Genomic DNA, 25,666 nt, shown 5'->3' on the forward strand with positions numbered 1-25,666 from the left:
GCAGAGGGAAGGACACGGCTCCGCCCCCGCAGCCGTGGGCTGCGGGGGCGGAGCCGGCCGGTTCGGGCCGCTGTGCGTTTCGGCCGGATCCGGATCCGGGGTCTCAGCCGACCAGCTGGTCGTACGCGGGGAGCGTGAGGAAGTCCGCGTAGTCCGCGTCCAGGGAGACCTTCAGGAAGAGGTCGTGGGCCTGCTGCCACTTCCCGGTCGCGAACGCCTCCTCGCCGACCTCGGCGCGCAGGGCGGTCAGTTCCTCCGCCGCCAGCTTGCGGGTCAGCTCGGCGGTGGCCGTCTCGCCGTTCTCGAAGACGACACCGGCGTTGATCCACTGCCAGATCTGCGAGCGGGAGATCTCGGCGGTGGCCGCGTCCTCCATCAGGCCGAAGATGCCGACGGCGCCGAGGCCGCGCAGCCAGGCCTCGATGTAGCGGATGCCGACCTGGACCGCGTTGCGCAGGCCCTCGTACGTGGGCTTCGCGTCCAGCGAGTCGATCGCGATGAGCTCGCCCGGGGCCACCGAGACGTCCTCGCGCAGCCGGTCCTTCTGGTTGGGCCTGTCGCCGAGGACGGCGTCGAAGGAGGCCATCGCGATCGGGACCAGGTCGGGGTGGGCGACCCAGGAGCCGTCGAAGCCGTCGCCCGCCTCGCGGTCCTTGTCGGCCTTGACCTTCGCGAAGGCGATCTTGTTGGCCTCGGCGTCCTTGCGGGACGGGATGAAGGCCGCCATGCCGCCGATGGCGTGCGCGCCGCGCTTGTGGCAGGTGCGCACGAGCAGTTCGGTGTAGGCCCGCATGAACGGGGCGGTCATCGTCACCGCGTTGCGGTCCGGCAGGACGAACTTCTCGCCGCCGTCGCGGAAGTTCTTCACGATGGAGAAGAGGTAGTCCCAGCGGCCCGCGTTCAGGCCCGCCGCGTGGTCGCGCAGTTCGTAGAGGATCTCGTCCATCTCGTACGCGGCGGTGATCGTCTCGATCAGGACGGTCGCGCGGACGGTGCCCTGCGGGATGCCGACGTAGTCCTGGGAGAAGACGAAGATGTCGTTCCAGAGGCGGGCCTCCAGGTGCGACTCCGTCTTCGGCAGGTAGAAGTACGGGCCCTTCCCCAGGTCGATCAGGCGCTTGGCGTTGTGGAAGAAGTACAGGCCGAAGTCGACGAGCGAGCCGGACGCCGGTCCGCCCTCGAACTGCAGGTGGCGCTCCTGCAGGTGCCAGCCGCGCGGCCGCATGACGACGGTCGCGAGCTCCTCGGCCGGCTTCAGGGCGTAGGCCTTGCCGGTGCGGGCGTCGGTGAAGTCGATGCGGCGCTCGTAGGCGTCGATCAGGTTGAGCTGGCCGAGGACGACGTTCTCCCAGGTGGGAGCCGAGGCGTCCTCGAAGTCGGCGAGCCAGACCTTGGCGCCCGAGTTCAGGGCGTTGATGGTCATCTTCCGGTCCGTCGGACCGGTGATCTCCACACGGCGGTCGTTCAGCGCGGCCGGCGCCGGGGCCACCTTCCAGTCGCCCTCGCGGACCTGTGCGGTCTCCGGGAGGAAGTCGAGGGTGGAGGTCCGGGCGATCTCGGCACGGCGCTCGCCGCGGCGGGCGAGGAGCTCGGCGCGGCGCGGGGCGAACCGCCGGTGGAGCTCGGCCACGAACGCGAGGGCCGCTTCGGTGAGGACTTCGTCCTGCCGCGGCAGGGGCTCGGCATCGACGATGGCCAGCGGGGACGGCGCTGGTGCGGACATAACTGTCACTCCTTCAGCGGCGGTGCCTGGCGGCCGCGGGGAATGCTCGCGCGAGGCGGCACGCAGTGCCGCCGGGGGTGGAGAGCTCCGAAATACGGTCGCGGGCGCCGTCTGTGGGTTCAGGGCGCTTCTGACCAGTGGATAGTAATTTCCTTATGGTGGAAGTTCAATGGTTTGTTGACGTCGAGATTCTCTGAGTCGACAGATTCCGCTTCCCGGTGGCCCTCAGTGCCACTGTCGTCACGCGGTGCTCAGAGGAGTCGTGCCAGGTCGGGCGGCGTGTCGATGTCGAAGGCCTCCGCGACGTCGGAGCACTCCACCAGTACGAGCTCTCCGGCGTGGCGCGCCAGATGCACCCGGGCACCCTTGTCGCCCCTCGCCGTCGCCGCGATGTCCGCCCAGCGGTCGGCCCCGAACAGCACCGGGTGCCCGCGCTCCCCGTCGTACGCCGCCGCCGCCAGGCTCGCGGGGGAGCGGTAGGCCTCCCGGACCCGGGCCACGGCCGCCGGGCCGATGCCCGGCTGGTCCACCAGGCAGACCAGGGCGGCGCGGGCACCCGTACCCGCCAGGGAGGCCAGGCCCACCCTCAGCGAGGAACCCATGCCCTCCGCCCACTCCGGGTTGTCCACGACCACGCAGCCCGACAGGTCGGCGCGCTCGCGGACCTCGGCCGCCGAGGCGCCGAGCACCACGTGCACCGGGCCGCAGCCGGCCTCCCGCAGCACCCGTACGGCGTTCTCCACCAGCGGGCGGCCCCGGTAGGACAGCAGGGCCTTCGGCCGGCCGCCGAGCCGGCGGCCACCGCCGGCGGCCAGCAGAAGTCCCGCGATCACGGGTGAATCGGAGTGCGTGTTGGCTGACATGCCACCGATTCTCGCTCCTGCGTGCCATCCTGCGGCCCCCGCGCGAAGGTGCGCCGTACGCAGGCCGGCGCCGCCCCGATCCTCAGCGGCCGGGAGACCCGGTTCTCGGCGGCGGCCAGCAGGGCACGTTCGTCACGGTCGGTCAGCATCTCGGCGTCTCCTTGCCAATCGGGGGCCAATACCGCGAGTCTGGACCCTCGATTGGCCTGGCCGTCAGAGCCAATCAGGGGAGGTTGGCATGGCGAACGGGCGAGTGGTCCGGACAGCGGACAGGACCATCGGCAGCCGCCAGCTCGCGGCTCTGCTCCCCGCGGACGTGCGCGCCCGTCCCGGCTACCGGTCGCTCGCCGAAGCCGTCCGCACGCTGATCCTCGACGGCCGCATCGCACTGCACGTGCGCCTGCCGGCCGAACGCGAGCTCGCCGAAGCCGTCGGCGCCAGCCGGGCCACTGTCACCGGCGCCTACGACCTGCTCCGCGAGAGCGGCTACGTGCGCAGCCGGCGAGGCTCCGGCACCTGGACCGAACTCCCCGATGGCCACCGCCCCGTCGGGGCCCACGCCCTGGTCGGCGCCGGCGGCTGCAGCGCCGACGGCGAGCCCGGCATCGACCTGGCCATCGCCGCCATGGGCGCCCCCGAAGGCGCCCTCGCCGACGCCCTCGCCCGGGCCGCGCCCCGGCTGCCCGACGCCGCCCGAACCCCCGGCTACCACCCCTTCGGCCTGCCCGACCTGCGCACGGCCGTCGCCGATCGCTTCACCCGGCGCGGCCTGCCCACCCGACCCGAGCAGATCCTCGTCACCTCCGGCGCCCAACAGGCCTTCACCCTGGTCGTCAGCCTGCTCTGCCGCGCCGGGGACCGGGTCGTCACCGAGAACCCCACCTACGCCAACGCCCTGGACGCCCTGCGCCACGCCCGGCTGCGCACCGGTTCCATCGCCGTCTCCGAAACCGGCTGGGACATGGAGATCGCCGAGTCCACACTGCGCCAGACCGTGCCGAGGCTGGCGTACACGATCCCCGACTTCCACAACCCGACGGGCGCGCTCATGCCCGAGGATCAGCGGCTGCGCCTGCTCGCGGCGACCCGGCGCACCGGCACCTGGCTGGTGGTCGACGAGACCATCGCCGACATCGCCCTCGACGTTCCGGCCCCCCGGCCCCTGGCCTCGCTGGCCCCGCCGGGCGGCGCGGAGCACGTGGTGACCATCGGCTCGCTGAGCAAGACCCACTGGGGTGGACTGCGCGTCGGCTGGGTACGGGCCACTGCGAAGATGATCGCCGAGCTGACGTCCCTGCGGGTCTCCGCCGACATGACCGGCTCGGTGCTCGACCAGCTCGTCGCGCTCCCGCTGCTGGACGGCATGGACCGCACCCTGCCCGCACGGCTCGAGCAGCTGCGCGTCCGGCGCGCGGCCCTGGCGGACTCGCTCCAGCGGCACACCCCGGAATGGTCCTGGCGGATACCGCCGGGCGGCCTGTCGCTCTGGGTCGACCTCGGCGAGCCGGTCAGCTCGGCCCTGGCCGAACGGGCCGCGGCCGCCGGCGTGCACATCGGCCGCGGCGCCCGCTTCGGCGTCGACCCCGGCACCTTCGAACACCGCCTCCGCATCCCGTACACCCTCCCCGCCGACCGCTTGGACGAGGGCGTACGCCGCCTCGCGGCCGCCTTCCACGGCGGCGTCCCCCTCGCCCCGTCGGTGGACCGCCCGCACTGGGTGGCGTAGGCCGGATCCGGCCCCGGACCGTCAGCCGACGCCCAGGGCCACCAGGCAGGTGTCGTCCTCGTGCGCGTCCGACGCGTACGCGTCCAGGATGCGGTCGAGGGTGTCCTGCGGGCCGAGCCCGTGGCACCGCGCCAGCACCTTGCCCAGGGTCTCGACGCTGTCGGCGATGTCCTCGCCGCGGCGCTCCACCATGCCGTCGGTATAGAGCAGCAGGAGGTCACCCGGTCGCAGGTCGGTGGTCGCGGTCTCGTAGGCGTGCCCCGGCAGCAGCCCGAACAGCGGCCCTCGGTGCTCCGTGCCCATCACCGAGGGGGCGCCGTCCCGCAGCAGCAGGGGCGCCGGGTGGCCCGCGCACGCCCAGCGGAACCGGCGCCGCGCGTCGATGTGCCCGATGATCGCGGTCGCCGTCTCGGCGGAGGGATCGGCGCACAGGAGCTCGTTGAGCCAGGTGGTCAACTGGCCCGCGTGGGTCCCCGGGGCGTGCGCGAGGCCCGCGAGCGCGTGCCGCTGCTGCGCCATCCGGGCCACCGCGCCCAGGCCGTGGCCGCAGGCGTCGCCGATGGCCAGCAGGATCCGGCCGTCCGGCAGCAGCCGGCACTTGTACCAGTCCCCGCCCACGGCGGCGTCCGCCTCCGCCGGGACGTAGGCGGCCGCGACGGACAGACCCGCCTCGGCCAGTTCGGCGGAGACCGTCGGCAGCAGCGCCTCCCGCAGGGCGGAGGCGACCCGCCGCTCCGCGGCCGCCTCCTCCCGCAGCCGGTCGGACTGCCGGCGCGTCGCGGCGAGCCTCTGGCGGCTGCGGACCTGCGACGTCAGATCGCGGGCGATGACGTGCACCGACCAGGGCAGCCCGTCGGTCGCGATCACCGGATGCCCCACGAGGTGCAGGGTACGGACCTCGCCGAGCACGCTGAAGCGGATCTCCGTCCCCGACGGCTCCTCCCCGTCCACCAACGCCACCAGGAACTTCGCGAAGCGCGGTACGTCCTCCAGCAGGACCGTGTCGCACAGCTCCATGAGCTCCAGGGGGCGCGCCGGGTCGGTGCGGAAGATCGACGACAGCCCCTCCGACCAGACCACCTCGCCGGACAGCAGGTCCCACGTGCCCCAGCCCATGGACGCGATGTACTGGGCGTCGAGGGAGAGCAGCTCCCCCCGGCTGTGGGCAGCCCGCCACGTCGCCAGTACTTCCCCGCCGCAGGAGGAGGCGTCGTAGAGCAGCTTCGTGCGGTGGAGGCCGTCGCTGCGCTGCTCCGTGTAGTCGAGGGCGTACGCCTTCAGGGCGCGCCCGGTGCCGAGTACGGAATCAAGGGCCCCGACGAGCCCGCCGACCGCCGCGCCTGGCTGCACTTCGAGCAGCCGCCGGCCGATCTGGCGGTCGGGGGCCTCCAGCCACTCGGCCGCGCGCACGTGGTTGCCCGCCTTGACCGTGAAGTCGACCGTCACCCCGGCCTCGTCGCGCACGGGGGTGAACAGCGCGGCCGACAGCGGAATGGCGGGCAGGGTCGCGCAGACGCACGCCCACGGGTCGTGCCCCCCGCCCGCGTCGCGGCAGCCGTGCCCCGGTCCTGGGGAACCGCAGGAGCAGGGCTCCGCGCCCTCGTCCCGCGCGAGCACGCCGGAAGCGGGTGCGGGCCCCTCGTCCAGCCGCACCCCGGCGCCGTGCCGGGCGGCTTCCCGCAAGGCCCGCACCTCGCGGGCAAGGTGCAGTTTCAGCGTCTCGGGGTCCTGGGGGACCAGGGGGCTCATGCGCCTCTCCCTCCGTCCGGCGGTGCGGGCTGCCGAGGGGCGCCTGCCCACCTGCCCACCGTCCACGCCCACCCGGGCACCGAGGGGCCGCAACGCCCTATGGCGTGCGGATCAGGCGGCGGGTGGCTGCCGCCGCGACCGCCGCCGTGCGGGATTCGACGCCGAGCTTCGCGTAGACGTGCACCAGGTGCGACTTGACCGTGGCCTGGCTGAGGAAGAGCTGTTTGGAGATCTGCTGGTTCGACAGGCCGTCCGCCACCAGCTGGAGCACCTCCAGCTCCCGTTTCGTCAGCGCCTCCGCCGGCGTCCGCATCCGGTCCATGAGGCGCAGCGCCACCGCCGGGGCCAGCGCCGACTGGCCCGCCGCGGCCGTACGCACGGCCGCCGCCAGCTCCTCCGGCGGGGCGTCCTTGAGCAGGTAGCCGGAGGCGCCCGCCTCCACCGCCGCCAGGATGTCCGCGTCCGTGTCGTACGTGGTCAGCACCAGCACCCGGGGGGCGCCCGGACGGGCCGTGATCAGGGCCGTCGCCTCGGAGCCGTGCATACCCGGCCCGAACTGGAGGTCCATCAGCACCACGTCCACCGGTTCGCGGGCGGCCAGCTCCACCGCCCGCTCGGCGGTCGCCGCCTCGGCCACCACCGCGAAGTCGGCCTCGGTGTCCAGCACCGCGCGCAGGCCCGCCCGGACCACGGGGTGGTCGTCGGCGAGCAGAAGACGGACGGTCACAGGGCCTCCACGGGGTCCGTGCGTTCCGGATGGTCCAGGGCCAGCGGCAGGGTGACGGCCACGGCGGTGCCCTGCCCGGGGGCGGACTCCACCGTGAACAGCCCGCCCAGGGTCTCGGCGCGCGAGCGCATGGCGGGCAGCCCGAAGCCGCCGTCGCCCGAGCCGGAGGCGGCCGAGGACGGGTCGAAGCCGTGTCCGTCGTCGACGATGTCCAGCGTCACCGAGGCGTCCATGAAGGTCAGAGTGATCTCCGCACGCCCGGCCCGGGCGTGCCGCACCACGTTGGCCAGCGCCGACTGGGCGATCCGCAGCAGCGCCACCTCGTAGGGGGTCGGGAGCACCCGGGGCCGGCCGCTCAGGGAGAACCGCACGCGCGGCCCCGGGACCCCCGCGCACAGCCGTTCCAGCGCCGCGGCGAGCGAGCCGTGTTCCAGGTCCGGCGGCGTGAGGGCGCGTACGAAGCGGCGCGCCTCGGCGAGGTTGTCCTGGGCGGCCCCCCGGGCCTGCGCGATGTGCGGCAGGGCCGGGTCCCCCTCCGGCAGAGCCCGCTCGGCCGCCCGCAGCAGCAGCTGGATGGAGGACAGGCCCTGTGCGAGGGTGTCGTGGATCTCCCGGGCCAGACGCTCCCGCTCGGCCAGGATCCCGGCGCCGCGTTCGGCCGCCGCCAGCTCGGCCCGGGTCGTGATGAGCTCCTCGATCAGCTCCCGGCGCCGTTCGCTCTCGCGGTACAGCGCCTGGTAGCCCAGTACGGTCGCCACCGCGACGGCGCCGCCCAGCAGCGGCCCCAGGAAGGCCCCCGGGGTCGCCGCGCCGCTGTGCGCGAGGAAGCCGCCGATGGCGGCGCAGGCGGTCACCGCAACGGCTGCGACCCCCCAGCGCAGCCGCAGCAGGTGCAGTTCCAGGAAGTACAGCGGGAAGGCGATCCACAGCCCGTCGGGGGCGACCAGCAGCAGGCCCGCCCAGACCGCCCCGAGCGCGGCCAGCCACACCGCGCCCGCCCGCGGCGAGCTGTGCACGGCGGGCGCCCGCACGCCGGCCGCGTACACGGCGGCGAGCAGCGCGCAGGCGGCGACCACCCAGCCGGCCCGGGGAGCGGAGTCGGCGACGGCCCGGCCGGCGGCCAGCGCGAGCAGCCCGAGGAACAGGGCGTGCAGGCACATCTTCAGCACCTTCGACACCGGCGTGAGGGGCCGGGCGGCGGGCGCGGTCGCGGGCACGGCCGGGCGCGCACAGGCGCCGGGGGGGACGGGGGGAGCGGCAGCAGTCATGTCCGAACCAGCGTAAGTCGGTCGCGGCCGGCCGCGGTCAACCGAAAGTTCGATGTCCGGGTGCGCCCTTCGATACGAGGATCACTACTGTGGCGCGATGCCTTGTGTCCACGCGGAAGACCAAGGTGGGGGACATGTTCGTCGCATGGAGAGATCTACGGTTCGCCAAGGGCCGCTTCGCCCTCATGGGCTCGGTCGTGTTGCTGATCACGCTGCTGGTCGGCCTGCTGTCCGGGCTCACCGCCGGCCTGGCCCGGGAGAACATCTCGGCCGTCACCGGCCTGCCCGTCTCGCACCTGGCCTTCGCGGCGCCCGCCGGCGACCGGAAGGTGTCCTTCACCAACTCCCAGGTGCCCGAGTCCGCCTGGCTGGCCTGGCGGGAGCAGCCCGGCGTGCGGACGGCCGAGCCCCTCGGCATCCGCACCACCAACGCCGTCTCGGGTGAGCGCACCGCCGCGGTCTCGGTCTTCGGCGTGGACCCCGCGGGCGGGCTCGCGCCGCGGGACGCGGGCCTCACCCAGGGCCGGGTAGTCCTCGCCGAAAAGGCGGCGGCGGAGCTCGGCGGCCTCACCGCCGGAGCCAGGCTCAGGATCGGCCCGCTCGAACTGACGGTGGCCGCCGTCGCCGGCACCGACGCCTACAGCCACACCCCGGTCGTCTGGATGGACCTGGGCGACTGGCAGCGCATCGGCAACCCCGGGACCTCCCCCGAGACCCTCGCCACCGTCGTCGCCGTCTCCGGCAGCGGCCTGGACCTCGCCGCCGCCGACCGGGCGGCGGACACCAGGGCGCAGACCGTCGACGAGGCCCTGGGCGCCATCGGCTCCTACCAGGCGGAGAACGGCTCGCTGCAGCTGATGCGCGGTTTCCTCTTCGCCATCTCGGCCCTGGTCATAGGCGCCTTCTTCACGGTGTGGACCATCCAGCGCAGCGGCGACATCGCCGTCCTGAAGGCGCTGGGCGCCTCCACCCCCTACCTCCTGCGGGACGCCCTCGGCCAGGCCGTGGTGATGCTCGCCCTCGGCACCGGGCTGGGCACGGCGCTCGCCTCCGGATTCGGCGCGCTGATCAGCGGCGGCGACGTGCCCTTCGTCCTCGACGCCGCCACGGTGCTCGTGCCCGCCGCGATCATGATCGCGCTCGGAGCGCTGGGCGCGGCCCTGTCCATCCGGCGGATCACCTCCGTCGACCCGCTGACCGCCCTCGGGAGCGCCCGATGACCCTCCTCGTCCACGACGTCACGCTCACCTACCCCGACGGCGAGAGCCGGCTCACCGCCCTCGACTCGGTCGGCCTGGACGTGCCCGCCAGCACCCTCACGGCGGTGATCGGACCCTCCGGCTCCGGCAAGTCCTCCCTGCTCGCGGTCGCCGCGACCCTCGTCACCCCGGACCGCGGCCGCGTCGTCGTGGCCGGGCAGGACACCGCATGCCTCGGCCCCGCCGAGAAGTCCGCCCTGCGCCGGGAGAAGATCGGGATCGTCTTCCAGCAGCCGAACCTGCTGGCTTCGCTGACGGCCGCCGAGCAGCTCCAGGTCATGGCGCACGTGGCGGGCCGGCCCCCGAAGGCCCTGCGCCGGCGGGCGCTGGAGCTGCTCGACGCGGTGGGCCTCGCCGACAAGGCCGACAAGCGCCCCCACCAGCTCTCGGGCGGCCAGCGCCAGCGGATCAACATAGCCCGCGCGCTGATGAACGAGCCCGCCGTGCTCCTGGTCGACGAGCCGACCAGCGCCCTCGACCACGAGCGCGGCGCCGCCGTGCTGGACCTGCTGGTCACCCTGACGCGCGAGCGTTCCACCGCGACCGTTCTGGTCACCCACGACCACGCCCACCTGGAGCGGATGGACCGTACGGCGACCATGGCCGACGGCCGGCTGACGGCCGGGCACCAGGACCCCGTCGCCGCGCCCTGAACCGGCGTACGGTGCCCCGCGACCGCGCACGGGACCTCGTACGGGAAAGCCCCGGCCGCCTCTCGGAGGGCGGCCGGGGCTTTCCCCGCAATACGTCCGGGCGGCAGGCCTACGCCGGGCTCTGGTTGGCCAGGGCCACCGACAGCTCGGCGGCGACGTTCTGGAGGATCGGGACGAAGGACTCGGTCACGGCTTCCGTGACGCGGCCGGCCGGGCCGGAGATGGAGATCGCGGCGGCGGTCGGCGAGTTCGGCACCGACACGGCCAGGCAGCGGACTCCTATCTCCTGCTCGTTGTCGTCGACCGCGTAGCCGGCCCGGCGGACCTGCTCCAGCGCCTCCAGGAAGCCCTCGGGCGTGGTGATGGTCTTCTCGGTCGCCGCAGGCATCCCGGTGCGGGCCAGCAGCGCCCGTACCTCGTCGGCGGGGGTGTGGGCGAGCAGCGCCTTGCCCACGCCGGTGGAGTGCGGCAGCACCCGGCGGCCGACCTCGGTGAACATGCGCATCGAGTGCTTGGACGGCACCTGGGCGACGTAGACGATCTCGTCGCCGTCGAGCAGGGCCATGTTCGCCGTCTCGCCGGTCTCCTCGACCAGACGGGCGAGGTAGGGGCGGGCCCAGGTCCCCAGCAGGCGCGACGCGGACTCGCCGAGGCGGATCAGGCGGGGGCCGAGGGAGTACCGTCGGTTGGGCTGCTGGCGTACGTACCCGCACGCCACCAGCGTGCGCATCAGGCGGTGGATGGTGGGCAGGGGCAGACCGCTGGCGGCCGAGAGTTCGCTGAGGCCGACCTCACCCCCGGCGTCGGCCATGCGTTCGAGCAGATCGAAGGCGCGCTCAAGGGACTGGACGCCACCGCTTGCGGCAGGGGTCTTTGAGGAAGCGTCGGTGGTGCTGGCGCTGGACGTCGGCACGGCGCGGTCCTTTCGGTGCTGGCAGGCAAGGGAGCAGCCTACCCGGCGGTCGGCGTCGGCCCCAGTGCTGGGGTGGGGCCGTCGCCGCCGGTCAGAGGTGGTTTGTCCTGGTGGTGGACGTCCTCGGGAAGTTATCCGCCCGACTCCCGGTGGTGGTAGCTACATTCTGAATAGCGAAATCTTAATTCCATCCTGTGGAAACCTCCAACTGTGGTCCCGGTGTGTCAGCGGTCCGTCCGGGCGCTCTTGACTGCTCCCGGATCGCCGGGAAGACTCCGTCAACAGAACGTTGAATTTCGCTCTGTGGAAGTAGATGGGGAGGTTCCGGTGGCCGACGTGGCTGTGGAACTGGTACTGCGCTCGACGCGCGTCATCACCCCCGAGGGGACGCGCGCCGCCTCGGTCGCCGTCGCCGGCGGGAGGATCACGGCCGTGCTGCCGCACGACGCCGAGGTACCGGCCGGAGCCCGGCTGGAGGACTTCGGCGACGACGTCCTGCTCCCCGGCCTGGTCGACACCCACGTCCACGTGAACGACCCCGGCCGCACCGAGTGGGAGGGCTTCTGGACGGCCACCCGCGCCGCCGCCGCCGGAGGCATCACCACGATCCTCGACATGCCGCTCAACTCCCTCCCGCCGACCACCACGGTCGACAACCTGCGCGTCAAGCAGGAGGTCGCCCGCGCCAAGGCGCACGTCGACGTCGGCTTCTGGGGCGGCGCCCTCCCGGACAACGTCAAGGACCTGGCCCCCCTGCACGACGCCGGCGTCTACGGCTTCAAGTGCTTCCTGTCGCCCTCCGGCGTGGACGAGTTCCCCGAGCTCGACCAGGACCAGCTGGCCACCTCCCTCGCCGAAATCACCGGCTTCGGCGGCCTGCTGATCGTGCACGCCGAGGACCCTCACCACCTCGACGCCGCCCCCGTCGTCCCGGGCCCCAAGTACGCCGACTTCCTCGCCTCCCGGCCGCGCGACGCGGAGAACACCGCCATCGGCAACCTGATCGCCCAGGCGAAGCGGCTGAACGCGCGCGTCCACGTCCTGCACCTGTCCTCCTCGGACGCGCTGCCGCTGATCGCCGCCGCCAAGGCCGAGGGCGTCCGCATCACCGTCGAGTCCTGCCCGCACTACCTCACCCTGACGGCCGAGGAAGTGCCGGACGGAGCCAGCGAGTTCAAGTGCTGCCCGCCCATCCGCGAGGCCGCCAACCAGGACCTCCTGTGGGACGCGCTCGCCGACGGCACCATCGACTGCATCGTCTCCGACCACTCGCCCTCCACCGCTGACCTGAAGACCAGCGACTTCTCCACCGCGTGGGGCGGCATCTCCTCCCTCCAGTTGGGCCTGCCCGCCGTCTGGACCGAGGCGCGCCGCCGCGGCCGGACCCTGGAGGACGTCGTCCGCTGGATGTCCGCGGCCCCGGCGCAGCTCGCGGGTCTCTCCCGGAAGGGCGCGATCGAGGCCGGCCGGGACGCCGACTTCGCCGTGCTCGCCCCCGAAGAAACGTTCACTGTGGACCCGGCCGAACTCCACCACCGCAACCGGGTCACGGCATACGCGGGCAAGACCCTGCACGGCGTCGTGAAGTCCACCTGGCTGCGCGGCACGCAGATCGCCGACCACGGCACCCCGACCGAGCCCACGGGCCTCCTCCTCGAAAGGCAGAACTGACCAGTGGCGATTGAATCCTTCACCGGCAACGCGAACCCGTACGGAGGCGGCGACCCGTACGCGGACTACCGCACCGCGGAATTCCCCTTCACCCAGTACGCGAACCTCGCCGCCCGTGAGCTGGGCGCCGGTGTCATCGCCGCCAACGACGAGTTCTTCGCCCAGCGCGAGAACCTGCTGATCTCCGAGGCCGCTCACTTCGACCCCGAGGACTTCGGCCACAAGGGCAAGGTCATGGACGGCTGGGAGACCCGCCGCCGCCGCGGCGTCTCCGCCACCCAGCCCTGGCCGACCCCCGAGGACCACGACTGGGCGCTGGTGCGCCTGGGCGCGCCGGGGGTCATCCGCGGCATCGTCGTCGACACCGCCCACTTCCGCGGCAACATGCCGCAGGCCGTCTCCATCGAGGCCACCAACTGGGAGGGCGCCCTCGCGCCGACCCCGGAGGAGCTCCAGGGCGACGACGTGAAGTGGACGACCGTCGTGCCCCGCACGGCGGTCGGCGGCCACGCCGCCAACGGCTTCGAGGTCGACGCCGAGCAGCGCTTCACGCACCTGCGCGTCAACCAGCACCCCGACGGCGGCATCGCCCGCCTGCGCGTCTACGGCGAGGTCCTGCCCGACCCGAAGTGGCTCGCGGCGCTGGGCTCCTTCGACGTGGTGGCGCTGGAGAACGGCGGTTCCGTGCAGGACGCCTCCAACCGCTTCTACTCCCCGCCGACCAACACCATCAACCCGGGCCGCTCCCGCAAGATGGACGACGGCTGGGAGACCGCCCGCCGCCGTGACAACGGCAACGACTGGATCCGCTACCAGCTCGTCACCGAGTCCGAGATCCGCGCCGTCGAGATCGACACCGCGTACCTCAAGGGGAACTCGGCCGGCTGGGCTTCGCTGTCGGTCAGGACGGGCGAGGAGGGCGAGTGGACGGAGTTCCTGCCGCGGACCCGCCTGCAGCCCGACACCAACCACCGCTTCGTACTGGACACCCCGGCGGTGGGCACCCACGTACGGATCGACATCTACCCGGACGGCGGCTTCTCCCGCCTGCGCCTCTTCGGCTCGCTGACGGAGGCCGGCGCGGCCGCGCTGACCGCCCGCCACCAGGAACTGGGCGGCTGACCCCGTACCCCCGACCGCCCCGGGGGCCGACACCTCCGGGGCCTGCACACCCCTCCGGGGCGCACCGCTCGACGGTGCGCCCCTGAGGGGGTGGACGGCCTGCGGTCAGACGGCCAGCACCGCCACGACCTCCTCGTCCTCGAAGTCGCCGGTGGGCACGAACCCGAGCCCGGCGTAGAGGCGGGCGGCGGGAGCGTTGTCCGGGTGGTACGAGAGCCGGATCTCCCGGCAGGACGGCAGCGCGCCGAGCCGCCCGACCAGGGCCCGCACCGCGGCCCGGCCCACGCCCCTGCCCTGTTCGGCGGCGTCGACGATCATGCCGCCGATCCAGTGGGCGCCGCCCTCCTCGTCGTATGCCCACATCACGTGCCCGACCACCGTGTCGTCGGCCCGGACGGCGAGCGAGTTCCACACGCCGCCGCGCATCGAGAGAAGCAGGTAGCGGGCGCCGAGGGCGGCGACGAACCGACGCTGGTCGTCGGCGGGCGCGACGTCGGCGACGTCCCGCCAGTTGCTGTCGGTGACCTCGTCGAGCACCACGCACCGGCCCCGCCGATCGGTGAAGTCCACCCCTGCCCCCGTCCGTTCGTCATGTCGATCAAGACGAGCATAGGCGCCCGACGTCGGACCCCGTCCGACGGGAAGGCCGCCGCCGGACGGGATGCCGGCGCGAACCGGCCCGGACCCCGACGCGCCCGATGGGGGTGCCCGGTACGCCGGGGGAGAGGCGGGCCCGACGCGCGGCCGGCCTGCGCCCTGCGGCCGCCCCGCTCCCGGGCCTGGCCGCACCGCGCGGGTCCGCCCCACCTCACCGGCCGGCAGTGCGGGCCGACCCGGGCCGGCCGGGGGGCACCGCGAGTCACCGCGTCGCCCGCGGGCGCCGGGCCTCCTCGCCCGCCGGGGGCAGACGGCGCACCTCCTGAGGGCGCAGGCGCCCCCGTCCGCCCCCCGGCCGGTGAGGGCTACGCCGCGTGGCCGCCGTCCACCGCGAACTCCGCGCCCGTGACGTAGCCCGCCCGCGGGCCGGCCAGGAAGGCCACCACGTCCGCGACCTCCTCCGCCCTCCCGAACCGCCCGACCGCCGTCAGCGCCGCCTGCGGGCCCGCGTACGGTCCGTCGGCCGGGTTCATGTCGGTGTCGACGGGCCCCGGATGCACCACGTTCGCGGTGATCCCGCGCCCGCCGAGCTCGCGCGCCAGCGCCTTCGTCAGCCCGACGGTCGCGGCCTTGCTCATCGCGTACAGCACTCCGCCCGGCCCGGGCACCCGCTGGGCCATGCAGCTGCCGATGGTGATGATCCGGCCGCCCTCCCGCATGCGCGCGGCGGCGGCCTGCGCCGCGAGGAACGCGCCCCGCACGTTGACGCCGAGCACCCGGTCGACGTCGCCCGGCTCCACCGCCTCCATCGGTCCGACCGCCCCGACCCCGGCGTTGTTGACCAGCACGTCGAGCCGCCCGAAGCGCCGCACGGTCTCCCCGACGGCGTTCGCCACCTGCCCGGCGTCCCCGGCGTCGGCCCGCAGGGCGACCGCCCGCCGCCCGAGCGCCTCCACCGCCTTCACCACGCGCCCGGCGGCCTCCGCATCGCTGACGTACGTGATCGCGACGTCCGCCCCGTCCTCGGCGAGCCGCACCGCGACCGCCGCCCCGATCCCCCGGCTGCCCCCGGTCACCAGTGCCACCGCATTCGCGTCCATGTGTTCGTCCTCCTGCATCGCTGATTGATTGCGGGTTCAATCAAATAGCGCCCGACCCCCCGCCGCTGGCAGGAATCCGACCCCGCGTTTCCGGCTCGGACGGCGGCGAAACGCGCGGGTGCCGTGCGTGGCGGCGCGATGAGTTCCGGCGGGGGCGGGAGTCTGAACCCCGAGGACCATCGAGCGAGGAGCGCAGAGGCATGGCCGAGCTGACACTGACCACCTTCGTGACGCTGGACGGCGTGATGCAGGCGCCCGGCGGGCCCGACGAGGACCGCAGTGACGGGTTCGAGTACGGCGGGTGGGCCGCGCCGTACGTCGACGAGGGGATGGGGGAGTTCGTCACCGAGGTGTTCGCCCGGGCCGGGGCGCTCCTGCTCGGGCGGCGGACGTACGAGATCTTCGCCGGCTACTGGCCGGAGCACGACGATCCCGCCGACCCCGTGGCGGGCGGGCTGAACCGGCTGCCCAAGTACGTGGCCTCGACCACCCTGAAAGAGCCGGCCTGGGGGCCGGCGACCGTGCTCGACGGGGAGAACCTGCAGAGCGAGATCGTCCGGGTCAAGGACGCGCTGGGCGGGGACGGGGAACTCCAGGTGCACGGCAGCGGGCAGCTCGCGCAGTGGCTCCTCGCCCGGGACCTCGTCGACGAGATCAATCTGCTGGTCTTCCCCGTGGTGCTGGGGGCCGGGCGCCGGCTGTTCCCCACCGGCGGGCTGCCGACCGCCTACGAGCTGACGGCCTCCCGCACGACGTCCGCCGGGACGGCCGTCCACACCTACCGGCCGACGGGCCGCGCTTCCTTCGGCACCGTCGGCTCCTGACCGCCCACGGCCTCACCTGGCCGGACGCCACCGGAGCCAGGGGTCGAGCCCGTCCGCGCGGTGGCGGTCGACCGGATCGAACCCGAGTTCGCCCACCGGGCGACGTGCATCGGCGGGCGGCCGCCGGCGCGGCGAGGAGACGGGTGGCTCGTCGTGGCGGGCGTCGACGCCGCCGTGGCCCGGATGGCTCTCCGGACCGGCCTCCCCGGTTTCGTGGCGCCGGTTCCATCTGACGAAGATCGCCCACTGCTCGCGTTCCAGAGCCGCCGCGGCCTCGTTCGCCGCCGTGCGAGGTGCTCGTCGGCCGGGTCGCCGCGGCCGTGGTCGTCGCTCCGCAAGTGGTGCGGACTGCCGTCGACGTCGGCGAGGCCCGCCCGCGGGCCGTCGCACCCGTCCGGTGCGGCGTGCACCCGCCGGAAGCCGTCTGCCGCCGGATCCTCTTCGTCCCGCGCAACGGCCATGCCGCTACCGCCGGTCCAGGGCCAGTTGGACCACGCGGCCCTCGCGCAGGACCAGGAGGTCCGGGGCCTCGTGCTCGTGGTGGCGGATGCGGCCGACCGGGCCCGGCGGGCGGATGTGCGGGGTCAGAAGCAGGAGGAGGTCCTCCAGGGCCGGCAGCTGGTCCGCGTGGATTTCCTGACGGACCGTCAAGGCCCAGCCGTCGCGCTCCGCCGGTCCGAACTCGCCCACCAGCATCCCGCCGACGTGCCACGCAGGGCCGCGGGGCGAGAGCAGGCCGTCCCCCGTCAGGTGGCGGCGCACCTCCGCGAGCACGGTGTCGGGCGTGCTGTCGAGCAGGTCGAACGCCAGGTCCACGGCGTAGAGATCAGCCATGCGCCCGACTGTACGGGTCAGGGACGCGAGGCCCGGAAACGGGTCGCCCCGCATGATCGGCTCCGGTACGGTGTGCCCCGCAACCGTGCGAGCCGCCGCTGTCTCCACCTCCCGAGCAACACTGGAGACCTTCCGTGGCCGTCGCCTCGCCCACCCTGCAAGCCGCACCCCGCCGCGCCTGGCTCGCCGATCTGCCCGTCCTGGCCGTCGCCGTCGTGTGGGGGGCGAGCTACCTCGCCGCCAAGGGGATCACCACCGCGCACACCGTGATCGCCGTGCTCGTGCTGCGGTTCGCGCTCGTCCTGCCCGTGCTGGTCGTCGCCGGGTGGGCGCGGCTGCGCGCGCTCACCCCCGCCCAGCTGCGGGGCGCCGGCCTGCTGGGGCTCGTGCTCGGCGGGATCTTCCTGCTGGAGACCTACGGGGTCGTCCACACCTCCGCCACCAACGCCGGGCTGATCATCAGCCTGACCATGATCTTCACCCCGCTCGCCGACGCCGCCATGAAGCGGAAGGCGCCCTCCGCCGGGTTCCTCGGGGCCGCCGCAGCCTCCGTCCTCGGCGTCGTGCTGCTCACCCAGGGCGCCGGATTCACCGCGCCCGGCCTCGGTGACCTGCTCATCCTCGGCGCCGCCCTCGCCCGGACCCTGCACGTGCTGCTGATGGCCCGGTCCGAGGGCGTCCGCGGTGCCGACCCGCTGTCGCTGACCACCGTGCAGCTCGGCGGGGCCGTTCTCGTCTTCGCCCTGCTGGCCGCCGTACCGGGGACCGGCGCGGCCCCCTGGGCCGCCGCGGCGGACTTCGGGCCCGCCCAGTGGGCGGGGCTGGCGTTCCTCTCCGTCTTCTGCACGCTCTTCGCCTTCTTCGTGCAGATGTGGGCCGTGCGCCGCACCTCGCCCTCCCGGGTCAGCCTGCTGCTCGGCACCGAGCCGCTGTGGGCGGCCGTCGCGGGCATCGCCGTCGGCGGGGAGCACCTGGGCCCCCTCGGATACGCCGGTGTCGTCCTGGTTCTGGCCGGTACCGCCTGGGGGCGGCACGCGCTCACCGCTGCCCCCGCCTAAGCGCCCCGAGCCTGGCCGGAAAGCGCCGCAGCCAGCCGGGGATCGCCGCCGTAGGGTGACCGGATGCCCTGCTCCCCGATGCGGTCACCGCTCCGGCAGGTCCGGGAGCTCCTCCAGCCGGACCCGGCGCCGCTCGCGCCGCGACAGCTCGCAGGCCTCCGCGACCCGCAGCGCGGCCAGCGCCTCCCGCCCGTCGCAGGGGTTCTCGCCCACGCCGCGCACCAGGTGCACGAAGGCGTTCAGCTCGGCCTCGTACGCGGGGCCGAAGCGTTCCAGGAAGCCGGTCCACGGCTTGCTCGCCGGCGGTGGCCCGTTCGGTTCGGTCGAGGCGATCGGCGTCCGGTCGTCCAGCCCGGCGGAGACCTGGTCCCGCTCCCCGGCCAGCTCCATCCGCACGTCGTAGCCGGCGCCGTTGCACCGGGTGCCGGTGGCCGTGACCAGGGTGCCGTCGTCGAGCGTGAGGACCGCCGCGGCCGTGTCCACGTCCCCCGTCTGCCGGAACTGCGGCGGGCCTGCGTCCGACCCTGCCGCGTACACCTCCACCACCTCGCGCCCGGTCACCCACCGCACCATGTCGAAGTCGTGCACCATGCAGTCCCGGTACAGGCCGCCCGAGGCCGCCAGGTAGTCGGCGGCCGGCGGTGCCGGATCGGCCGTCGTCGTCCGTACGGTGTGCAGCCGGCCCAGGGCGCCGGAGCGGACCAGCTCCCGGGCCGTGAGATAGCCCGCGTCGAAGCGGCGCATGAAGCCCACCTGGAGCAGCCCGCCCAGGGCCGACACCTCGCGCAGGACGGACAGCGTGCGGTTCAGGTCGGGGGCGATCGGCTTCTCGCAGAACACCGGGAGCCCGCCGCGGATCGCCCGGACGACCAGCTCCGCGTGGCCGTCGGTGGACGAGGCCACGACCACCGCGTCCACGCCCCAGGTGAAGACCTGCTCCACGGAGGGCGCGGCCGTGGCACCGAGCCGGTCGGCGAGGCGTGCCGCCCGCGCGGGATCGGAGTCGGCGAGCAGGAGCGAGCCCGCCTCCGGGTGGCGGGCGAGCGCCGCCGCGTGGAACGAGCCGATCCGGCCGGTTCCGATGAGCCCGATGCGCATGGACTCAACCTGGCCCCGTCGGGGGAACCTGTCAATCCGCTCGCGGCGATCTTGAGGGTTTCGCGCTCTGATCGGCGATCCCGCCGTGTCGATCTGCGGGTGCATGCCCCGATGGCCCTTCATGGTCCACTGTGGCGGATACTGGGCGGCTGAAACCGGAATGACCGAATGATGACGGACGCGATGGCGGACGAGACGGACGAGGGAAGGGCGCGGCGACGTGGCTAGGGTTCGGACAGGGGTACGCGTCGTGGGCGCCGTGCTCGCGGCGGTACTGGGGGCCTCGCTCGCGGGTTGCAGCAGTACGGGCGGCAAGCGCGCCGAGGAGCGGGCGAAGGCCGCCGAGGCGGGCCGGCCCGCCGTGTCCACCCCGCGCTGGACCTTCGCGATGGTGACCCACGCCGGCGACGGCGACACCTTCTGGGACATCGTCCAGAAGGGCGCCAAGGAGGCCGCGGCCAAGGACAACATCAACTTCGTCTACGCCCACGACGACCAGGCCCAACAGCAGGCGCAGTTCGTGCAGAACGCCATCGACCAGAAGGTGGACGGGATCGTCGTCAGCCTCGCCAAGCCCGATGCCCTCAAGGACGTCGTCGGCAAGGCCGTCAAGGCCGGCATCCCGGTGATCACGGTCAACTCCGGATCCGCCCAGTCCGCCGCCTACGGGGCGCTCACCCACATCGGCCAGGACGAGACGATCGCCGGCGAGGCGGTCGGTACCGAGCTGAACAAGCGCGGCCGCAAGAAGACCGTCTGCGTCCTGCACGAGCAGGGCAACGTCGGCCACGAGCAGCGCTGCGCCGGTGCCAAGAAGACCTTCTCCGGGACGATGGAGAACCTGTACGTCGAAGGCACGAACATGCCCTCCGTGCAGGCGGCCGTCCAGGCCAAACTCCAGGCGGACCCGTCCGTCGACGCGATCCTCACCCTCGGCGCGCCCTTCGCCCCCACCGCCGTCAAGGCCAAGGAGGCCGCCGGGAGCGAGGCCGAGGTCGACACCTTCGACCTCAACGACTCCGTGGCCCGCGACCTCAAGTCCGGCGCCCTCGGCTTCGCCGTGGACCAGCAGCCCTACCTGCAGGGATACCAGGCCATCGACCTGCTGTGGCTCTACCGCTACAACGCGGACGTGCTCGGCGGCGGCCGCCCCGTGCTCACCGGACCGCAGATCGTCACCGCCGCCGAGGCCGCCGAGCTGGAGGAGTACATCAAGCGGGGCAGCCGATGACCGCCGCCACCGCCGTCGACGAACGGCTCGCGCCGACCTCCCTCGTACGCAAGCTGCTCGGGCGCCCCGAGCTGGGCGCGGTGGTCGGCGCCGTCGCCGTCTTCGTCTTCTTCTCCATCGCCGCCCCCACCTTCCTGCAGGCCTCCAGCCTCAGCACGATCCTGTACTCGGCCTCCACCATCGGGATCATGGCGGTCCCCGTGGCCATGCTGATGATCGGCGGCGAGTTCGATCTCTCCGCCGGTGTCATGGTCACGACCTCGGCGTTGGTGAGTTCGATGTTCAGCTACCAGATGACGGCGAACGTCTGGGTCGGCGTCCTGGTGTCCCTGCTGGTCACCCTGGCGATCGGGTTCTTCAACGGCTTCATGCTGACCCGCACCAGGCTGCCCAGCTTCATCATCACGCTCGGCACCTTCCTGATGCTGACCGGCCTGAACCTCGGCTTCACCAAGCTCGTCAGCGGCACGGTCTCCACCAAGTCCATCGCCGACATGGAGGGCTTCCCCTCCGCCCGCGCCCTCTTCGCCTCGAAGTGGGAGATCGGCTCGGTCACCCTCCAGATCACCGTCTTGTGGTGGCTGGCCCTGGTCGCCGTCGCCACGTGGATCCTGCTGCGCACCCGCGCCGGCAACTGGATCTTCGCCGTGGGCGGCGGGGCCGACGCGGCCCGCGCGGTCGGCGTGCCCGTCGTGAAGACCCGTATCGGCCTCTACATGGGCGTCGCCCTGTGCGCATGGATCTCCGGCCAGCACATCCTCTTCTCCTTCGACGTGGTCCAGTCGGGCGAGGGCGTCGGCAACGAGTTCCTCTACATCATCGCCGCGGTCATCGGCGGCTGTCTGATGACCGGCGGCTACGGCTCCGCCATCGGCTCGGCGGTCGGCGCCTTCATCTTCGGCATGACCAGCAACGGCATCGTGTACGCCCAGTGGAACCCGGACTGGTTCAAGTTCTTCCTCGGCGCGATGCTCCTGCTGGCCACGCTGCTCAACGCATGGGTCCGCAAGCGGGCGGAGGCGAGCAAGTGACCACCGACAGCACCCCCACGACCCCGGACGCGACGGCCGCCCTGGTGAAGCTGACCGGCGTCAGCAAGTACTACGGCAACATCCGCGCCCTGCAGGACGTCTCCCTGGAGGTCTCCGCCGGCGAGATCACCTGCGTCCTCGGCGACAACGGTGCGGGCAAGTCCACCCTCATCAAGATCATCGCGGGGCTGCACCGGCACGATGCCGGCACCTTCGAGATCGAGGGCGAGGAGACCGTCCTCGCCAACCCGCGCGCGGCCCTCGACCACGGCATCGCGACCGTGTACCAGGACCTCGCCGTGGTCCCGCTCATGCCCGTCTGGCGCAACTTCTTCCTCGGCTCCGAGCCGACGAAGGGCCGCGGCCCCCTGCGCCGCCTCGACGTGGAGTCCATGCGCTGCACCACCCGCGGCGAACTGCTGCGCATGGGCATCGACCTGCGCGACGTGGACCAGCCCATCGGCACCCTGTCCGGCGGGGAGCGGCAGTGCGTGGCCATCGCCCGCGCCGTGTACTTCGGGGCGAAGGTCCTCGTCCTCGACGAGCCGACCGCGGCCCTCGGAGTCAAGCAGTCCGGCGTGGTCCTCAAGTACGTCGCGGCGGCCCGCGACGCCGGCCTCGGTGTGGTCCTGATCACCCACAACCCGCACCACGCGTACCTGGTCGGGGACCGCTTCGTGCTGCTCAAGCGCGGCACCATGGCGGGCAGTCACACCCGCGACTCGATCACCCTGGACGAGCTCACCCGCCAGATGGCGGGCGGCTCCGAGCTCGACGAACTGAGCCACGAGCTGGAGCGGGTGGCAGAATCGGGACCGGGCCCCACGGACGCCCCGGCCCGCGGAGCCGGCCGCACCGGTCCGGCGGGCCCGGCCGACCAGGCTTCCCGCACCACCGCACCCACGAGGGACGACACGACTCGATGAGCACGTACCGGGACTTCACGCTCACCCACCGGGGGTCGGCGCGAGGCACCGTCCTGCGCACCATCGGCACCCGTGAGCGGCGGTCGCACCTGACCGCCCCGCGCGTCCCGACCGTCGGCATCGACATCGGCGGCACGAAGGTGATGGCCGGTGTCGTCGACGCCGACGGCGTCATCCTCGAGAAGATCCGCACCGAGACCCCGGACAAGTCGAAGAGCCCCAAGGTCGTCGAGGACACCATCGTCGAGCTGGTGCTGGACCTCTCCGACCGGCACGACGTGCACGCCGTCGGCATCGGTGCGGCCGGCTGGGTCGACGCCGACCGCTCCCGGGTCCTGTTCGCGCCCCACCTGGCCTGGCGCGACGAGCCCCTGCGCGACGCCCTGCAGTCCCGGCTGGCGGTCCCGGTCATGGTCGACAACGACGCCAACACCGCGGCCTGGGCCGAATGGCGCTTCGGTGCCGGACGGGGCGAGGACCACCTCGTCATGATCACGCTCGGCACCGGGATCGGCGGTGCCATCCTCGAGGGCGGCCAGGTCAAGCGCGGCCGGTACGGGGTCGCCGGCGAGTTCGGCCACATGCAGGTCGTCCCCGGCGGGCACCGCTGCCCCTGCGGCAACCGGGGCTGCTGGGAGCAGTACAGCTCCGGCAACGCCCTGGTGCGCGAGGCCCGCGAGCTGGCCGCCGCCGACTCCCCGGTCGCGTACAACATCATCGCCAGGGTCGGCGGGAACGTCTCCGAGATCACCGGGCCGCTGATCACCGAGCTGGCCCGCGAGGGCGACGCCATGTGCGTCGAGCTGCTCCAGGACATCGGCCAGTGGCTCGGCGTCGGCATCGCCAACCTCGCCGCCGCCCTCGACCCGTCCTGCTTCGTGATCGGCGGAGGCGTCAGCGCTGCCGACGACCTGCTGATCGGCCCCGCCCGGGACGCCTTCCGCCGCCACCTCACCGGCCGCGGCTACCGCCCCGAGGCCCGCATCGCCAAGGCCCAGCTCGGCCCCGACGCGGGCATGGTCGGCGCCGCCGACCTCGCCCGGCTCGTCGCCCGGCGCTTCCGCCGCGCCACCCGCCGACGGGTCGAGCGCCACGAGCGCTACGCGCAGCTGGGCCAGCTGGGCCGCAGGCGCGAGACCGCCGCACCCGAGGACCAGGACCAGTCGTGAACCCGCCCACCCTGCCCCACCAGGCCTCCGCCCCCGACGGGGGCGGCACGCCCCTGCCCACCCCCGAGGACCGCCGGCACGTCGTCAAGCGCCGCTGGATCACCGCGATCATCATCGTCCTGCTGATCGGCGTACCCGCGGGCTACCTCGCGATCTCCACTCAGCAGAGCCGCGAGAGCGGGCGCGACAAGGCCGCCAAGGTCGGCGCGTCCAAGGTGCGCCCCGGGTGGCCCTCCAAGGTGCAGCGCAGCATCTACGAGGTACCGATCCCGGCGAAGGCCTGGAAGGTCGGGTTCCTCGAGACCAACAATTGGCGCACCAGCCGGCTCTTCACGCAGTTCGCGGTGACCCCGGCCGACCTGGACGCCTTCCTCGCCTCCGTCGGCAGCAGCCGCGCCGAGCTGGTCCCCGGTGACGTCGCCATCTCGCCCCACGACTCCGACGTCGCGGGCTGGAGCTGGAGCCCGCACGCCACCTGGTACGGGACCAGCCTGGAACAGGCCGACCCGCGCCCCAGCAGGGACATCACGGTAGACCTCACCGACCCCGAGCACCCCAAGGTCTACGTGGTCTCCACGACCACCCCGTGACCCGGCGGGCGCGGCACTAGCCTGGGATCATGAAGCTCACCAAGCGGCTGCACTCCTGCGTCCAGTTGGAGAAGGACGGGCACACGCTCGTCATCGACCCGGGCGCCTTCAGCGAACCGGACGCGGGCCTGGGGGCGGACGCCCTGCTGGTCACGCACGAACACCCCGACCATTTCGACGAGGGCCGACTGCGGGCCGCCCTCGACGCGAATCCGGCGGCCGGGCTGTGGACCCTGCGCAGCGTCGCCGAGCGGCTCGCCCCGGCCTACCCGGGGAGGGTGCACACCGTCGGCCACGGCGACACCTTCACCGCGGCCGGTTTCGAGGTGCAGGTCCACGGCGAACTGCACGCAGTGATCCACCCGGACATCCCGCGGGTCACGAACGTCGGCTACCTCGTCGACGGATCCCTCTTCCACCCCGGTGACGCGCTGACCGTGCCCGGGGTCCCGGTGGAGACCCTGATGGTGCCGGTGCACGCACCCTGGAACAAGGTCTCCGAGGTGATCGACTACCTCCGCGAGGTGGCGCCGCGCCGGGCCCTCGACATCCACGACGCCTACCTCGCCGACATCGCCCGGCCGATCTACGACTTCGCCCTGGACAAACTGGGCGGCACCGACCACGGACGGCTCACCGCGGGGGACAGCGCCGAGCTGTGACGGCAGGGCGGGGCCGGGCCGTGACGGTCGCAGGGTCGCTGTCGGTGCCGGGCGGTAGGTTGGCGGGTATGCGTATCGCCACCTACAACGTCAACTCCATCACCGCCCGGCTGCCGCGCCTGCTGGCCTGGCTGGAGAGCTCCGGCACCGATGTCGTGTGCATCCAGGAGACCAAGTGCTCGGCGGAGCAGTTCCCGCACGAGCAGCTGCGCGAGCTGGGCTACGAGGCGGCCGTCAACGCCACCGGCCGCTGGAACGGCGTGGCCCTGCTCTCCAAGGTCGGCCTGGACGACGTGGTCACGGGGCTGCCCGGCGGCCCCGACTACGAGGGCGTCCAGGAGCCCCGGGCGATCTCCGCCACCTGCGGCGGGGTCCGGGTCTGGTCGGTGTACGTGCCCAACGGCCGCGAGGTCGAGCACGACCACTACGGCTACAAGCTGGACTGGTTCCGCTCCCTGGCCGCGGCCGTCGCCGAGGACGCGGCCGGCCCGCGCCCCTTCGCCGTGCTCGGCGACTTCAACGTGGCCCCGACCGACGAGGACGTATACGACCCGGCCGTCTTCGCGGGCCTCACCCACGTCACCCCGGCCGAGCGAGCCGCCCTGGAGGCGCTGCGCGCCGCCGGCCTCTCGGACGTCTTCCCGCGCGCGCTGAAGTACGACCGCCCGTACACGTTCTGGGACTACCGGATGCTCGCCTTCCCCAAGAACAAGGGCATGCGCATCGACCTGGTCTACGGCAACGAGCCCTTCACCAAGGCCGTCACCGACGCCTACGTCGACCGCGAGGAGCGCAAGGGCAAGGGCGCCTCCGACCACGCCCCGGTCGTCGTCGACCTCGATCTCGACCGGTAGGCCGACGGGCCCTTTGCA

Annotated in this window: 24 protein-coding genes; 14 read left to right on the forward strand and 10 right to left on the reverse strand. The window is 73.2% G+C overall.

Features of this window, described 5'->3' with window-relative positions:
- Nucleotides 1-103 precede the first annotated feature (103 nt).
- Together aceB and ACZ6JS_RS18180 are read right to left on the reverse strand one after the other, a co-directional pair.
- A complete protein-coding gene (gene aceB / locus ACZ6JS_RS18175; RefSeq protein WP_469299029.1) occupies nucleotides 104-1,723 on the reverse strand; it encodes a malate synthase A in 1,620 nt (539 codons plus the stop codon).
- Nucleotides 1,724-1,974: 251 nt separating this feature from the next.
- A complete protein-coding gene (locus ACZ6JS_RS18180) occupies nucleotides 1,975-2,586 on the reverse strand; it encodes a nucleotidyltransferase family protein (protein WP_469299031.1) in 612 nt (203 codons plus the stop codon).
- A gap of 238 nt (nucleotides 2,587-2,824) precedes the next feature.
- Here ACZ6JS_RS18180 and yczR point away from each other — a divergent pair, with 238 nt between their 5' ends.
- Entirely contained in the window at nucleotides 2,825-4,312 is a 1,488-nt protein-coding gene (gene yczR / locus ACZ6JS_RS18185; RefSeq protein WP_469299033.1) for a MocR-like transcription factor YczR, read from the forward strand.
- Nucleotides 4,313-4,333: 21 nt separating this feature from the next.
- Here yczR and ACZ6JS_RS18190 read toward each other — a convergent pair whose 3' ends face one another.
- The 3 genes from ACZ6JS_RS18190 to ACZ6JS_RS18200 all read right to left on the reverse strand — a co-directional run bounded on the left by ACZ6JS_RS18190 (nucleotide 4,334) and on the right by ACZ6JS_RS18200 (nucleotide 7,948).
- Entirely contained in the window at nucleotides 4,334-6,061 is a 1,728-nt protein-coding gene (locus tag ACZ6JS_RS18190; RefSeq protein WP_469299035.1) for a PP2C family protein-serine/threonine phosphatase, read from the reverse strand.
- A 97-nt stretch (nucleotides 6,062-6,158) separates the two neighbouring features.
- Nucleotides 6,159-6,788 carry a response regulator gene (locus tag ACZ6JS_RS18195; RefSeq protein WP_469299037.1) on the reverse strand — a complete coding sequence of 210 codons (630 nt, stop codon included), beginning with the start codon at nucleotides 6,786-6,788 and terminating at the stop codon, nucleotides 6,159-6,161.
- On the reverse strand, nucleotides 6,785-7,948 hold the full coding sequence (locus ACZ6JS_RS18200) for a sensor histidine kinase (protein ID WP_469299399.1): 1,164 nt from the start codon (nucleotides 7,946-7,948) through the stop codon (nucleotides 6,785-6,787). The genes ACZ6JS_RS18195 and ACZ6JS_RS18200 overlap by 4 nt, the downstream gene beginning before the upstream one ends.
- 242 nt (nucleotides 7,949-8,190) lie before the next feature.
- Here ACZ6JS_RS18200 and ACZ6JS_RS18205 point away from each other — a divergent pair, with 242 nt between their 5' ends.
- Nucleotides 8,191-9,276 carry an ABC transporter permease gene (locus ACZ6JS_RS18205; RefSeq protein WP_469299038.1) on the forward strand — a complete coding sequence of 362 codons (1,086 nt, stop codon included), beginning with the start codon at nucleotides 8,191-8,193 and terminating at the stop codon, nucleotides 9,274-9,276.
- Entirely contained in the window at nucleotides 9,273-9,968 is a 696-nt protein-coding gene (locus ACZ6JS_RS18210) for an ABC transporter ATP-binding protein (RefSeq protein ID WP_469299040.1), read from the forward strand. Before ACZ6JS_RS18205 ends, ACZ6JS_RS18210 begins: the two co-directional genes overlap by 4 nt.
- A gap of 109 nt (nucleotides 9,969-10,077) precedes the next feature.
- On the opposite strand, the gene ACZ6JS_RS18215 is transcribed toward ACZ6JS_RS18210, so the two are convergent.
- Nucleotides 10,078-10,881: an IclR family transcriptional regulator gene (locus ACZ6JS_RS18215; protein ID WP_030852090.1), complete on the reverse strand. Its 804-nt coding sequence runs from the start codon at nucleotides 10,879-10,881 to the stop codon at nucleotides 10,078-10,080.
- A 336-nt stretch (nucleotides 10,882-11,217) separates the two neighbouring features.
- Between ACZ6JS_RS18215 and allB the strand changes: the two genes are divergently transcribed.
- Together allB and alc are read left to right on the forward strand one after the other, a co-directional pair.
- Entirely contained in the window at nucleotides 11,218-12,552 is a 1,335-nt protein-coding gene (gene allB, locus ACZ6JS_RS18220) for an allantoinase AllB (RefSeq protein WP_469299401.1), read from the forward strand.
- Nucleotides 12,553-12,555: 3 nt separating this feature from the next.
- Nucleotides 12,556-13,674, forward strand: a complete 1,119-nt coding sequence (gene alc / locus ACZ6JS_RS18225) for an allantoicase (protein ID WP_469299042.1) — start codon at nucleotides 12,556-12,558, stop codon at nucleotides 13,672-13,674.
- A gap of 105 nt (nucleotides 13,675-13,779) precedes the next feature.
- On the opposite strand, the gene ACZ6JS_RS18230 is transcribed toward alc, so the two are convergent.
- On the reverse strand, nucleotides 13,780-14,244 hold the full coding sequence (locus ACZ6JS_RS18230) for a GNAT family N-acetyltransferase (RefSeq protein ID WP_469299044.1): 465 nt from the start codon (nucleotides 14,242-14,244) through the stop codon (nucleotides 13,780-13,782).
- 392 nt (nucleotides 14,245-14,636) lie between these two features.
- Nucleotides 14,637-15,371 (reverse strand): SDR family oxidoreductase, encoded by a 735-nt coding sequence (locus tag ACZ6JS_RS18235; protein WP_469299046.1) that lies wholly within the window; start codon nucleotides 15,369-15,371, stop codon nucleotides 14,637-14,639.
- Nucleotides 15,372-15,571: 200 nt separating this feature from the next.
- Here ACZ6JS_RS18235 and ACZ6JS_RS18240 point away from each other — a divergent pair, with 200 nt between their 5' ends.
- The gene (locus tag ACZ6JS_RS18240) at nucleotides 15,572-16,195 is read left to right on the forward strand and encodes a dihydrofolate reductase family protein (protein WP_469299048.1); all 624 of its coding nucleotides are present in this window, start codon (nucleotides 15,572-15,574) and stop codon (nucleotides 16,193-16,195) included.
- A gap of 465 nt (nucleotides 16,196-16,660) precedes the next feature.
- On the opposite strand, the gene ACZ6JS_RS18245 is transcribed toward ACZ6JS_RS18240, so the two are convergent.
- The gene (locus tag ACZ6JS_RS18245) at nucleotides 16,661-17,029 is read right to left on the reverse strand and encodes a hypothetical protein (protein WP_469299050.1); all 369 of its coding nucleotides are present in this window, start codon (nucleotides 17,027-17,029) and stop codon (nucleotides 16,661-16,663) included.
- Between the two features lie 134 nt (nucleotides 17,030-17,163).
- Between ACZ6JS_RS18245 and ACZ6JS_RS18250 the strand changes: the two genes are divergently transcribed.
- Complete coding sequence (locus ACZ6JS_RS18250) at nucleotides 17,164-18,087, forward strand: DMT family transporter (RefSeq protein WP_469299051.1); 924 nt, start codon at nucleotides 17,164-17,166, stop codon at nucleotides 18,085-18,087.
- A gap of 84 nt (nucleotides 18,088-18,171) precedes the next feature.
- Here ACZ6JS_RS18250 and ACZ6JS_RS18255 read toward each other — a convergent pair whose 3' ends face one another.
- A complete protein-coding gene (locus ACZ6JS_RS18255) occupies nucleotides 18,172-19,185 on the reverse strand; it encodes a Gfo/Idh/MocA family protein (protein WP_469299053.1) in 1,014 nt (337 codons plus the stop codon).
- A gap of 220 nt (nucleotides 19,186-19,405) precedes the next feature.
- Here ACZ6JS_RS18255 and ACZ6JS_RS18260 point away from each other — a divergent pair, with 220 nt between their 5' ends.
- The 7 genes from ACZ6JS_RS18260 to ACZ6JS_RS18290 all read left to right on the forward strand — a co-directional run bounded on the left by ACZ6JS_RS18260 (nucleotide 19,406) and on the right by ACZ6JS_RS18290 (nucleotide 25,648).
- Nucleotides 19,406-20,416 carry a sugar ABC transporter substrate-binding protein gene (locus ACZ6JS_RS18260; RefSeq protein WP_469299054.1) on the forward strand — a complete coding sequence of 337 codons (1,011 nt, stop codon included), beginning with the start codon at nucleotides 19,406-19,408 and terminating at the stop codon, nucleotides 20,414-20,416.
- Nucleotides 20,413-21,447, forward strand: a complete 1,035-nt coding sequence (locus tag ACZ6JS_RS18265) for an ABC transporter permease (protein WP_469299056.1) — start codon at nucleotides 20,413-20,415, stop codon at nucleotides 21,445-21,447. The genes ACZ6JS_RS18260 and ACZ6JS_RS18265 overlap by 4 nt, the downstream gene beginning before the upstream one ends.
- Nucleotides 21,414-22,373 (forward strand): ATP-binding cassette domain-containing protein, encoded by a 960-nt coding sequence (locus ACZ6JS_RS18270; protein WP_469299058.1) that lies wholly within the window; start codon nucleotides 21,414-21,416, stop codon nucleotides 22,371-22,373. Before ACZ6JS_RS18265 ends, ACZ6JS_RS18270 begins: the two co-directional genes overlap by 34 nt.
- Complete coding sequence (locus ACZ6JS_RS18275; protein WP_469299059.1) at nucleotides 22,370-23,542, forward strand: ROK family glucokinase; 1,173 nt, start codon at nucleotides 22,370-22,372, stop codon at nucleotides 23,540-23,542. Before ACZ6JS_RS18270 ends, ACZ6JS_RS18275 begins: the two co-directional genes overlap by 4 nt.
- On the forward strand, nucleotides 23,539-24,132 hold the full coding sequence (locus tag ACZ6JS_RS18280) for a hypothetical protein (protein WP_469299061.1): 594 nt from the start codon (nucleotides 23,539-23,541) through the stop codon (nucleotides 24,130-24,132). Before ACZ6JS_RS18275 ends, ACZ6JS_RS18280 begins: the two co-directional genes overlap by 4 nt.
- A 29-nt stretch (nucleotides 24,133-24,161) precedes the next feature.
- Entirely contained in the window at nucleotides 24,162-24,794 is a 633-nt protein-coding gene (locus tag ACZ6JS_RS18285) for an MBL fold metallo-hydrolase (protein ID WP_469299062.1), read from the forward strand.
- A 68-nt stretch (nucleotides 24,795-24,862) separates the two neighbouring features.
- The gene (locus tag ACZ6JS_RS18290; RefSeq protein ID WP_381834546.1) at nucleotides 24,863-25,648 is read left to right on the forward strand and encodes an exodeoxyribonuclease III; all 786 of its coding nucleotides are present in this window, start codon (nucleotides 24,863-24,865) and stop codon (nucleotides 25,646-25,648) included.
- Nucleotides 25,649-25,666 lie beyond the last annotated feature (18 nt).

The organism is Streptomyces sp. NPDC046349 (genome assembly GCF_055587885.1).